The organism is Parabacteroides bouchesdurhonensis (assembly GCF_900186615.1).
GTDB lineage: Bacteria > Bacteroidota > Bacteroidia > Bacteroidales > Tannerellaceae > Parabacteroides > Parabacteroides bouchesdurhonensis.
The window spans coordinates 1,660,251-1,672,563 of sequence record NZ_LT896588.1 but is presented as its reverse complement, the minus strand read 5'-3'; the positions used below and the strand labels follow the sequence as shown (position 1 = coordinate 1,672,563).

The window sequence follows — 12,313 nt, the reverse complement described above, 5'->3', positions numbered from 1 at the left end:
AATACTAATACTATCATAGACTTTCAAAAAGATAATAAAATGATTGACACAGAACAAGAAATAATTAATGGTCTGCGCAGAGGAGATGAAACAGCATACAGACAATTATATAAATTCCATTACAAAGTTCTTTGCGCATTTGCATATAGTTACGTAAACAACTCTTTTATTGCAGAAACGTTAGTCAGTGATGTCATATTCAATTTATGGGAAAATCATGAATCTTTAACTATCAATCAATCATTAAGGGCCTATTTGATGAAAGCTGTAAAAAACACTTGCATCAATTATCTGGACCACTGCTATAGGCATAATAATTTAATGCAAAACCTTTCCGATAAAATCAAAGGTCAGCAACGTGCTTATTACGAACAAGACAACTACCCTTTATGTATCTTACTGGAAAAAGAATTAGAAAATGAAATAGAACAATCTATTAATTCCCTACCTGCCCTAACGCAAGAAATATTTTGGATGAGCAGAAATGAAAGAATGAAATACGAAGAAATAGCTCGACAAAAGAATTTAACAATTGATATCGTAAAATACCACATCCGTTTAGTACTTAATAAACTACGAACAGATTTAAAAAATTATACTATTTCCTTATTTTTTATCTCGTACCTATTTTAATTCAGAATAAAAAAAGCTGATTTTTTCACCCGATTTATGATTTCATTTGTCATACTTATAGAAACGTGAATTATGAACATACAAATTCAAAATAAAGAATATTGGGACAATCTAATAATCGATTATCTTTCAGGAAATATAACCGATAAAGATCAGATTATACTTAATAAGTGGCTTAGTGAATCTGATAAACATCATTTATATTATGAAAGTTTAAAAGATATTTGGAATTCATCCGGAATTGCTGATAACACACTATCATTTGATTATGAAAAAGCATTCTCACTCTTTGAAAAAAGAATTAGAAGTTTATCAAAACAAAACTCTAAAAAATCATGGTTTCAAAAGAGATTAGTCTGGAGCAAAATAGGAGCTGCTGCTATATTAATTCCGTTTATCTTTTTAACATATTACACTTTCCTTTATTTCAAAATACAAGATAATACTATTTCGTTATCTGAAATCATAAGCCCAAAAGGTTCAAGAACACAAGTAAAACTCGCTGACGGAACTATCCTTTGGCTAAATTCTGGCAGTTCAGTTCAATACAACAATGACTTTGGAAAAGGTAACAGGATATTATCTCTTTCAGGGGAAGCTTATTTAGAAGTGGCTAAAAACGAACAACTACCTTTTGTTGTGAAAGCAGGTGAACTAGAAGTAAAAGTTTTAGGCACAATATTCAATGTAAATGCCTACCCAGATAACAAAGAAATTAAAGTTTCTTTATTACAAGGATGTGTTTCCCTTTCCAAAAATGGAGAGACGAAAACTACCATATTAAAACCTTTGGAAACAGGTATATATAATATAAATTCTCATCAAATCTCTGTCGATCCTTATTTACCAAAGGAGGTTCTGAGTTGGATGAACGGACGATTTATTTTCAATGGTGAAACATTTGAAGAGATTACGCGAATTTTAGAAAGAAATTTCAATATAGAAATTACAATTCATACAGAAGATTTGAAGAATAAACGTTTCGGAGGAGATTTCCGTCAAAATGAATCAATTGAAAAAATTTTGGAGATAATGTCTTCAAACCAAAAGTTTAGATATAAAATAAGTGACAATAAAATAGATATCTTTTAAATAAATTTGTTAAACCACAAAAGTCTAATGCCTATGGGAAATGTAAGAAATTAATTGATAACCATAAAAATTGAGGAATGGGCCAACATCCCTCAATTCTATTCTTGTCAACAATCAATAAATCGATTATTAACAGCTTAATAATTACTGCAAATGTATAAAAAATTATGCAGCAAGAATTCTTCATATTGGATTCTATGCAACAAAAAAAATATAAATATTATGAAAATATCCACACTACTACTCTTCTTTGTGATATTTTCAGTTTCGGCAACCTCTTATTCACAAGAGGTAAAAGTTACATTAAATCTACAAAATGTTAGTATAAACGAAGTATTCAGTAATATACAAAAACAAACAAATTATTCTTTCTGGTATGATTTAAAAGACATCAACTTAGATCGTATAGTTTCTGTAAAAGCTGAAAATAAAACAGTGAGTTCTATACTTGAACAAATACTGAAAGAAGAAAATGCCACTTTTAAAATGGTAGATAACCACATCGTTATTATACCGAAACAGTCTATTGACAACAAGCAAAGGATATCACAACAGAAAAAAGTAACAGGAACAATAAAAGATCATCAGAATGAGCCAATAATCGGTGCAAATATTATTGAGAAAAATACACAAAATGGAACAATCACCGATGAAAACGGCTATTTTTCGCTAGATATAAATCCAAACTCAACTCTTGTTGTCACCTATATAGGTTATTTACCAAAAGAAATACCTGTAGGTTCAAAAGATATATTTAATATTATACTGACAGAAGATGTTGAACAATTGGAAGAGGTAGTAGTTGTCGGATACGGAAGCGTTAAGAAAAAGGATTTAACCGGTTCTGTTGTAAGAATAAATACTGATAAGTACAAAGACCAAGCAAAGACACAAGTTTCCGATTTCTTACTTGGTACAGTTGCAGGATTTTATGCACAACAATCCGGTTCTGCAAGTGACGGTGCTTCTAAATTGGAAGTCCGGGGACCTACGTCTTTAAAAGCATCCACTTCTCCGCTTATCGTATTAGATGGGGTAATTTATAACGGTAATCTCAATGATATAAACCCAAATGATATCGAAGCCGTTGACATTTTAAAAGATGCCAGTTCTGCTGCAGTTTATGGTTCAAGAGCAGCTGCAGGTGTCATGATCATTACAACTAAAAAAGGTGTTAAAGGTAAACCCATGATTAATTTCTCCGCACAAATAGGGATTGCACAACCTTCTAATAAAAAATTCAGATCATACAAAGGAGAAGATTTTCTCAGATTCAGAAGAGATGCGATGACTGCCTGGTTTCCAAATGATTACCCATACTATTATTATAACCCAGAAGAACTGCCTACTGATACATCTTTGGAAGAATGGAGGAATGCCAGTGCCAATCCGAATGCGGACAACAGGTCCGAATGGGGGTCACGACTTAACTTATTTCCTACAGAACATGAAAATTTTATGGCAGGAAATACAATCGATATGCCTAGCATGTCATTACAAAATGGCCTACGACAAAGCTACGACGTAAGCATTTCCGGAGGAACTGAAAACACAAATTATTACTGGTCTCTAGGCTATGATAATAATGAAACAATCCTAAAAGACGGAGGTTTTTCGGCTTTAAGAACCAGATTAAACGTTGATTTTAAAATTGCCTCATGGCTAACTGTCGGCATTAATACACAATTTGCAAGTAGAGATGAAAGCCCAATAGCTATATCCTATTCCGAAAGAGTAAGTCCTTATTGTTCAATATATAAAGAAGACGGATCATTAAATTGGTATCCCTCCGGTTATGTAGGACTCATAAATCCTTTATTAAGTAAAGAACAAGAAAGAAGTAAGAAGGCAAACACCTTATTTTCTTCCATATTTGCCAAAGTAGACTTACCTTTTGGCTTTAAATATGAAATGAACTTCCAACCACGTTATGAATACTCTAAAGATTATAATTTCTGGGGTACAGACACATTTAATGGCACTATCGCACATTCCCAAGGATATGGTAGCCGCGCAGAATATTCTCAATTTGAATGGATGCTAGATAATATTATTCGTTGGAATAAACAATTTGGGGTTCATAGCTTTGACCTAACACTATTATATAGTGCAGAGAAATTCAGAGACTGGAATTCTTCTATGACTGGAGAAACTTTTGCTCCCAATGCTAATTTAGGATGGCATGCTTTACAGCAAGCTCAAAAAATTTCCATAAACAATAACGACACCGAATTGACAGGAAATGCAGCAATGGCCAGAATAAACTATATCTTACACGGAAAATATTTATTGACGGCATCTGTAAGAAGAGACGGTTACTCTGCTTTCGGACAAAAAAATCCATATGCTGTATTCCCTGCTGTAGCTTTGGCATGGAGAGTTTCAGATGAAGAATTCTTTAAAGTACCGTTTATCAGTGCTCTGAAAGTAAGAGCTTCCTGGGGAGTAAACGGAAACAGATCTATTGGACAATATTCTGCATTAGCAACCGTTTCCTCTAGTCTTTATTATGATGGCCAAAATTCCATTTCAAACGTTTATAATGCATCTCTAGCAAATCCCGATTTAAAATGGGAACGTACAGAGTCTTTAAATTTCGGAGTAGATATGGCTTTATTGAAAAATAGAATATCAATTGTCGCCGACTTCTACACTATGACTACAAGTGACTTGCTAATGGATAGGAGGCTTCCCGAACTAACAGGCTTTTCTAATATTACAACCAATTTAGGAGAACTTGGAAACAAAGGATTCGAATTGACATTGAACACTGTCAACATAGATAATAAAAACTTTAGTTGGAGCAGTAACTTAGTGTTCTCTCTAAACCGTAATAAAATCAAAAAATTATTCGGAGACTACGGAGAATACATATTAATGGGACAAAAGCTTAACGGAGAATTACCGGATTATAACAACGGGCTATTTCCGGGACAACCTATAGATCGAGTATGGGGATATAACGTAATTGGTGTCTGGCAGACAGAGGAAGCCGATGAAGCGGCTAAATACAATTTATCTCCCGGCGATTACAAAAGTGAGGATTTAGACAATAACGGAAAATATGAGGATAAAATGGATAAACAATTCATCGGATATACAAGCCCTCGTTTTCGTTTAGGTTTTGGAAACGATTTTACTTTTCTGAAACATTTTACAGCATCTATATTCTTGCGAGCCGATCTGGGGCATATAGCCAGAGCTTCATTAGCTGAACGTGATGGAGGGTACGAATACAACCGTGTAAATGCATACGATTTTCCATACTGGACTCCAGAGAATAGAAATCAAGAATGGGGAGGACTAAGAATGAGTCCCAGTTCATATGGAGGAGGATTACAAATATACAAACCTGCATCTTTCCTAAGAATACAGGATGTATCAGTTGGATATAATTTACCCGACAAGATTGCACAAAAATTACACGTAAACAATGCCCGCTTTTCTTTTTCTATCCGTAATCTATGGTGTATTACAGACTGGATGGGCTGGGACCCTGAATCTCTAAACACTCCTCTTCCACGGACCTATACTTTTGGTGTAAATATATCTTTATAATAAAAAATAAACTAATATGAAACGATTATATTTATTCTTATTTCTTGTCATTTTGTCCTATACAGCGTGTACGGACGAATGGTTAGAGCCTAAACCTCATTCTTTTTATGTCCCCGAGAATGTATATACAGATAAAAGTGGATTTGAATCCCTCATTCTAACTATGAGAAAGGACCTGAGGAGAGATCATACAGACGAAAGACATTACATTTGTACAGAAATGGCGGCTTCAGATCTGGGAGTTCCTTTAGTACAATTAGATTTCAGAAAATTGACTCCAAGTAATTCCACTTATTACCCGTTCCTCTCAATGTTCACCAGTGCATACGGGTTTATTAAAAACTCCAATGTGTTAATTTCACGCATTGACAATATCCAATGGGAAGATGAAAATGAGAAAAACACATTATTAGCAGAGGCATATTGGCATAGAGCATATTGGTATTACCGTTTGGTAAATAATTACGGGGATGTTCCTCTGATTCTTGAAGAAGTGCAAGGTCCTAAACTGGATTTCGCGACTTACAGCCGATGGACTATTCTCAATAAAATAGAACAGGATTTAGAATTCGCAGTCAAATATCTTCCTGCTCCGGAAAAGACGGCGGCAGGTGCAGTGTCCGCAGGTGCCGGCTATCATCTTCTAACAAAGGTATATCTGGCTAATATGAAATTTGAAAAGGCTGTAAAAGCTGCCAACCATGTTATAAATGACTATTCATACGCACTTATGGAACGTCGCTTCGGACAAGATGTAAATGATCCGAAATACAATTTAATGTGGGACCTTCATCGTCCGGAAAATTTCAACCTCAAAGAAAACACGGAAACGATTCTCGCTACTATAGACCGATTCGAAGCTCCTGCAGAATCCAAAACGGCAGGGTTGAGAACAATGAGAAATTATAATTGCGGATGGTGGTATCCAGCGGTACTCGATAGTGAAGGAAAACAAGGGATGACTTACGACGGAGAATATAAAGCTTTATATGGAGAAGCTAATCCGAATTTGGTAAATACCCCTTATTATCGATTCGATATCTGGTCATACAAAAACGAAAATTGGCAAAACACTTCAGATTTAAGAAGATCTGACGAAAACTGGATAGATATGCATGAATTAAAATATAATAATCCGAAATCTGTAGATTATGGCAAAACTATTGATCCTAATAATTTTGCAGCATTAGCAGATACTTTCTATTATACTTTCGCTTTCCCATTCTATATCACCTATGTACCGGCCCCTGATCCGTTAATTAATCCAATGGGAAGTAATGGAGATTGGTATGTATTTCGTCTTGCAGAAACATACCTTTTACGTGCGGAAGCCTATTATTGGTTAAAGAACAACATTGCTGCAGCAGAAGATATAAACAAGGTAAGAACCAGGGCAAAGGCCAAACCCATCACTCCTGAAGAAGTAACTATTGAGTTCATTTTTGATGAACGTGCACGTGAATTATTTGCAGAAGAGCCAAGACATTCGGAACTTGTCCGAGTATCATATATAATGGCAAAATCCGGCATAAACGGTTACACATTACAAGATTTCAGCAAAAAAAGTTGGTTCTATGATCGTATTTTAAAATATAACACATACTACCAAACTGAATTAAATGTTTTGGCCAACTACGTTATTATGGATCCTTTTCATGTTCTTTGGCCTATACCACAAAGTGTTATCACGGCAAATACAAAAGGAGTTATTAATCAAAATGAAGGTTACGACGGAGCAAACAACAATATCCCTCCGTTAACTGAAATAGTTGAAACAATTCCATAGACTATTCAGAATATGTAATATGAAGTGGCTGTCTGGTAATTAAATCAAAAGAAAACAGTTTATTTCCTCTATACTAGGGAAACAGCATATTAAGAGAATATATCTTTTGAACAAAAAGGCCCAATAAACGGTCCCATAAAAAGGAATATATGCAAGATTAATAAATTGGATTCTGTTTATCAGACAGCCACACCACTCTTTTTTTGTCCAAATTCAACTTAAGGACAACAAAATAGACACCAACAAAAAATCATAAAAGTATGGATAAAATAACAGAACAACCATCACTCTATAACCATCTTGAAAAAATGTCGGTTATGGAGTTGATCAGCAACATTAACCACGAAGATCAAAGAGTTGCTGTTGCTATTCAAAAAATATTACCGCAGATAGCAAAAGTAGTAACAACTATAGAAGACAAACTAAAAAAAGGTGGAAGAATGTTCTATTTAGGTGCTGGTAGCGGAGGACGTTTATCAGTACTCGACAAAGTAGAATTACCCAATACTTATGGGATTGAAAAGGGTATTTTTAATTGTCTGCTAGCAGGAGGAGAAGAACGCTTATTGGAAGTATTGGAAGCAATGGAAGATAGCGAAGAAGACGCTATTCGTCAACTGGATTTACACAAAGTATCTTCCAAAGACTTTGTATTGGGCATTTCTGCCAGCGGCACGACTCCTTATGTACTTGCCGGTTTGAAACAATGCAGAAAATTGGGAATATCCTGTGGATGCCTTGTTAATAACCCTGGCTCTCCTATTGCAGCTTGCTGCGATTATCCTATTGAGTTGATTCTTGGACCGGAGTTCGTAACAGGTAGTACACGCATGAAATGTGGTACCGCCCAAAAAATGATATTCGATATGATAAGCACTTCCGTACTTATCCGATTGGGTAGAGTTGAAGACAACAAAATGGTAAACGTACGCCTCATCAATAACAAAGTAATAGATCGATCCGTCAGAATGTTGATGGAAAAATCAGGATTAACTGATTACGAGAAGGCTAAAAAACTAATACTAGAACACCAAAACGTGCGAAAAGCACTTAATTATTTAAAATCAATCAAGTAAAACTTTAAAAATCAATTATCATGGAAAATAAAATGAACAGAAGAAAATTTTTAGGAACAACAGGTCTTTTAGGTAGCAGTTTATTATTTGCACCGTCATTCACTACTGCTAGTTCTTTAAAAACGGATATAAAACCTGTTATGCTAGGAGGTAGTAAAGCTCATCCAAAAGGATTTCAAAGTTGGCCTATTTATGGAGTGTCTGAAGAACAAGCTTTAATAAACACTTTGAGAACCGGAAAATGGGGGAGACTAGACGGTCATACCACAGCATCTTTTGAATCCGAATATGCTAAAATGCTTGGAGTTAAACATTCATTAGGAGTCTCCAGCGGCACAGCGGCTTTATATACAATGCTCGGAGCTTTGGATTTAGGCCCGGGAGACGAAGTTATAATGCCCGTATACACTTTCGTTGCCACTTATAATGTAATAACGCTAAATTATGCTTTGCCCGTATTTATTGACTCCGATATAGAAACTTTCCAGATTGATGCCAAAAAAATTGAACCGGCCATTACTCCACAAACCAAAGTGATAATGCCTGTACACATTGGGGGGCTGCCTGCCGACTTGGATACAATCCTCAACATTAGCAAAAAATATAATTTACCAGTGATCGAGGATGCTTGCCAAGCGCATCTTGCAGAATGGAAAGGTAAAAAAGTTGGCACTTACGGGTTAGGAGGAGCTTTCAGTTTTCAATCTTCAAAAAATCTGAATTGTGCAGAAGGTGGCGCAATATCTTCTAATGACGAAAGCTTTATACAACGTTGTTATGCATTCCATAACCAAGGACAAGGAGGAACAAGTACATCATTCGCCGTCGGTGGTTCAGGAACGCGTGGAGTTAATATGAGATTAACCGAATTTCAATCTGGTCTGTTACTTGCTCAAATGAATCGTTTAGAACAACAAGCCTGCATCCGTGATAAAAATGCTTCTTACTTAAATAAAATGTTAAGTGAAATACCCGGTATTTCTCCAGCAAAATTATATGACGGGGTAACAATGGGCGCCTATCATCTATATATGTTCAGATACAATCCTACTCATTTCGCAGGAATGAGTCTAAACAGATTTCTAGAAGTATTGAACGCAGAAGGTGTACCTTGTTCTGCAGGTTACGGTCCCATGAACAAAAGTGAATATGTACAAAAACTTGCAACCAATAAACACTATCTTAAAATATATGGGGAAAAAACCATGAAAGAATGGCTAGAACGTAATGAGTGCCCGCAAAACGACAAATTGACAAAACAAGGTGTATGGCTTTTCCAAAACATGCTCCTCGGCTCCAGAACAGACATGGAACAAATCGTAGAAGCCATACGTAAAATACAGAAATACGCAACAGAATTAAATAAATAAGAAAGGAGAGAAGGAGATGAAGTTAGTTTATACAAATATCAATATCCTGTTTTCCATTATATTACTTACAGGAGGCTGTAGTTCAGAATACAAAGTGGGAACATCTTCAGTAAGTCTGGAACCAACAGACGAGACAGTGTCATTAACATTGGCAGGATATGCCAGCCCATGGAAAGGCCGTTTTTCTCTCTCATGGGATCAAGTAGAGAACAGTTCATTCTTGTCTGTTACAGATTACAAAGACTCTGTTATTATTCTTGACGACAAAATGAATCTGTATTACGGAAATAAGGAACAACTACAACCATTCCAAAAAATCAACTCCGCTCCTTCTCTAAAACAAATTACTTTTTGTAACAATTGGTTATATGGAATAACAAACAAAAATAAGCTGATAAGAATCTCTTTAGACAAGGTAGCCAAAGAATGGGAATTCGTACAAACAGTAAATGCTAAATTTATCACCTCTTCCAATGGTAATTTATACATATCTGATACTCAGGGAATGCTGTACAAAGGAAATATATCCGAAGAAAATATTCATTGGACAAAAGTCGGTTCTACTCCCCCGGCAATAGATATGACTTCTGATAAGAACAGATTGTATGTATTAACAGAAGACACAGTCCTATACCAGCGATCTTTAGATAAAGCAGATGAATGCTGGCAGCGAATCGGTTACAAAAATAATGATACGTATACAATAGATGTAGTGCGTATCAACTATATAAATAATCATTTATATGCCACATCGAAAGAAGGGAAGGTATATCGCAGCAAACACAGCTCTGTCGGAGATATAAATGCAAAAGCCATGAGTATAAAAAAAGGGGGTAACACCGTAGTTATTGTCGGTGTTGATGTTTGTGGTCTAAACAAATCTCTAACCGATGATATCAAAGCTGAAATAAAAGAAAAAAGAGGTATTGATGAAAACGCAATTCTCATCAATGCTTCACATACGCATTACGCTCCTGTAACACAAAATTGGACAACCTGGCAAAAGCCTAACCAATATCCGGACAGTCTTTATTTGTTAAATGTGATTCGTAAAGGTATTATACAGGCCATTGAAGAATCTTTAGACAATATGGTTCCTTCTTCCCTCTATTTTGGAAGAGATACATGTAATATAGGTATAAACAGGAGTTTGAAAGGAACTGATATAATTTATGACAATACAATAGATGTAATTGTTGCCATAGACAAGAAATACAAGAAAAAAACTATCTTATTTATGGCAGGCTGCCATCCTGTATACACCGATCCATCTGTAGGTCCATATACATTGAATGCTAATTATCCAGGGCTAGCAAAAACTCTGCTTGAGCAAGATGATAATATACAAAACAGTATATTTTTACAAGCTTTTGCTGGAGACATCAATCCTACTGATCCATTCAAAACAAGTGCAAAGAAGTTGGCTGGTGCCGTATCCCATCTTATAAAAAACAAGTTAGAAGTCATTAGCGGTCCTATATCTTATCACTTCGATTCTATTATTCCTCCAGTAGTCACACCTTGGACAAAAGAGCAAATTATCCAATTCAAAGAAAAGAATGAAAAACTAAATGATGACATTGGAGCTGAACGGAATACAAATTGGGCAAACTTACAATTACGGTCTTTCGAAAAAAACGGAGTATTACCCCAAATGCCTGTTTATTACCAGACACTTAATATTGGCAACTGGAAATTAGTTGCTTTATCCAGAGAAGTAACTACTGAATATGGCTTAGCAATACGTGACATCTGGACGGGACAAAAAGTATCAGCAATAGCTTATACCAATGATGTGTCCAGCTATCTAGCCACCCCACCTCATATTCAAGCTAAAGATTATGAAGGATACGAATCATTCTTTTGGTACGGACAGCCCACATGTTTTTCTAAAGAGGCTTTTTCTACTATAATAAAAAAAATAAAAGAAAATAATTATTAATATGATACTAATAGCGGATAGCGGATCAACAAAAACCAGTTGGTGTCTTGTCGATTCCGGTAAAAAGATTGTTGAATTCTTCACCGAAGGATATAACCCATGTTATGTTGGAGAAGATTATATTACTTCTTCATTACAACAAGTTTTTCCATTAGAAATAGAACGAAACAGCGTCTACGCTGTTTATTTTTACGGGGCTGGATGCTACGAAGAAGAATTTACAATAATAAAACGAAGTTTAAAACCTTTCTTTCCTAAAGCCGAACTATTTGTTGCAATGGATCTGCTTGCCTCTGCCAGGGCACTTCTGGGTAATACTGCCGGATTTGTGACAATCTTAGGCACAGGAACTAATTCATGTCTCTACGATGGAACAGACATAATTCTAAATATTGACTCATTAGGTTTTCTTTTAGGAGACGAAGGGAGCGGAGGATATATCGGCAAACATCTTATCCGCGATTATGTAAGAGGAAATATGCCTGTGGATATTGAACAGTTGTTTAAAAGTGAATATCAGTTAACAAGAGAAGAACTTGTACACCGTGTTTATATGGATAAAATGCCAAATCGCTACTGTGCAAGTTTCACCCATTTTCTTACAAAGCAGTGTAAAGGAAAAGAATATGCGCAGCAACTGGTTATAAATGCATTCCGGGATCTTTTTGAGAATATCATATGCAAATACCCTGATTACAAATCTCTAACATTCAACAGTGTAGGTTCTATAGGTTGGTTATTTCAAGATATTCTATCTCAAACAGCAAAAGAATACACTATGGAAGTAGGCAGAATTATCCGTGAACCAATGGAAGGTCTGATTGAGTATCATAGTAATAATCCTTATTATAAATAA

The 12,313-nt window shown here is 35.4% G+C and carries 8 protein-coding genes; all 8 read left to right on the top strand.

What is annotated here, in order from left to right; translation table 11 throughout:
* Nucleotides 1-39: 39 nt before the first annotated feature.
* The 8 genes from C1721_RS07150 to C1721_RS07115 all read left to right on the top strand — a co-directional run bounded on the left by C1721_RS07150 (nucleotide 40) and on the right by C1721_RS07115 (nucleotide 12,313).
* The gene (locus tag C1721_RS07150) at nucleotides 40-633 is read left to right on the top strand and encodes an RNA polymerase sigma-70 factor (RefSeq protein WP_102407748.1); all 594 of its coding nucleotides are present in this window, start codon (nucleotides 40-42) and stop codon (nucleotides 631-633) included.
* A 72-nt stretch (nucleotides 634-705) separates the two neighbouring features.
* Complete coding sequence (locus C1721_RS07145; protein WP_102407747.1) at nucleotides 706-1,725, top strand: FecR family protein; 1,020 nt, start codon at nucleotides 706-708, stop codon at nucleotides 1,723-1,725.
* Between the two features lie 222 nt (nucleotides 1,726-1,947).
* Nucleotides 1,948-5,283 carry a TonB-dependent receptor gene (locus C1721_RS07140; protein ID WP_159063558.1) on the top strand — a complete coding sequence of 1,112 codons (3,336 nt, stop codon included), beginning with the start codon at nucleotides 1,948-1,950 and terminating at the stop codon, nucleotides 5,281-5,283.
* A 16-nt stretch (nucleotides 5,284-5,299) separates the two neighbouring features.
* Complete coding sequence (locus tag C1721_RS07135; protein ID WP_102407745.1) at nucleotides 5,300-7,069, top strand: RagB/SusD family nutrient uptake outer membrane protein; 1,770 nt, start codon at nucleotides 5,300-5,302, stop codon at nucleotides 7,067-7,069.
* Between the two features lie 260 nt (nucleotides 7,070-7,329).
* Complete coding sequence (locus C1721_RS07130) at nucleotides 7,330-8,145, top strand: N-acetylmuramic acid 6-phosphate etherase (RefSeq protein ID WP_102407744.1); 816 nt, start codon at nucleotides 7,330-7,332, stop codon at nucleotides 8,143-8,145.
* Between the two features lie 20 nt (nucleotides 8,146-8,165).
* A complete protein-coding gene (locus C1721_RS07125) occupies nucleotides 8,166-9,515 on the top strand; it encodes a DegT/DnrJ/EryC1/StrS family aminotransferase (RefSeq protein WP_102407743.1) in 1,350 nt (449 codons plus the stop codon).
* 220 nt (nucleotides 9,516-9,735) lie between these two features.
* The gene (locus tag C1721_RS07120; protein ID WP_159063557.1) at nucleotides 9,736-11,457 is read left to right on the top strand and encodes a hypothetical protein; all 1,722 of its coding nucleotides are present in this window, start codon (nucleotides 9,736-9,738) and stop codon (nucleotides 11,455-11,457) included.
* A 1-nt stretch (nucleotide 11,458) separates the two neighbouring features.
* Nucleotides 11,459-12,313, top strand: a complete 855-nt coding sequence (locus C1721_RS07115; protein ID WP_102407741.1) for an N-acetylglucosamine kinase — start codon at nucleotides 11,459-11,461, stop codon at nucleotides 12,311-12,313.

Coding starts and splice junctions, on each gene's coding strand:
- C1721_RS07135 (WP_102407745.1), top strand. CDS start 5,300: ATGAAACGATTATATTTATTCTTATTTCTTGTCATTTTGTCCTATACA.
- C1721_RS07140 (WP_159063558.1), top strand. CDS start 1,948: ATGAAAATATCCACACTACTACTCTTCTTTGTGATATTTTCAGTTTCG.
- C1721_RS07145 (WP_102407747.1), top strand. CDS start 706: ATGAACATACAAATTCAAAATAAAGAATATTGGGACAATCTAATAATC.
- C1721_RS07150 (WP_102407748.1), top strand. CDS start 40: ATGATTGACACAGAACAAGAAATAATTAATGGTCTGCGCAGAGGAGAT.
- C1721_RS07125 (WP_102407743.1), top strand. CDS start 8,166: ATGGAAAATAAAATGAACAGAAGAAAATTTTTAGGAACAACAGGTCTT.
- C1721_RS07130 (WP_102407744.1), top strand. CDS start 7,330: ATGGATAAAATAACAGAACAACCATCACTCTATAACCATCTTGAAAAA.
- C1721_RS07115 (WP_102407741.1), top strand. CDS start 11,459: ATGATACTAATAGCGGATAGCGGATCAACAAAAACCAGTTGGTGTCTT.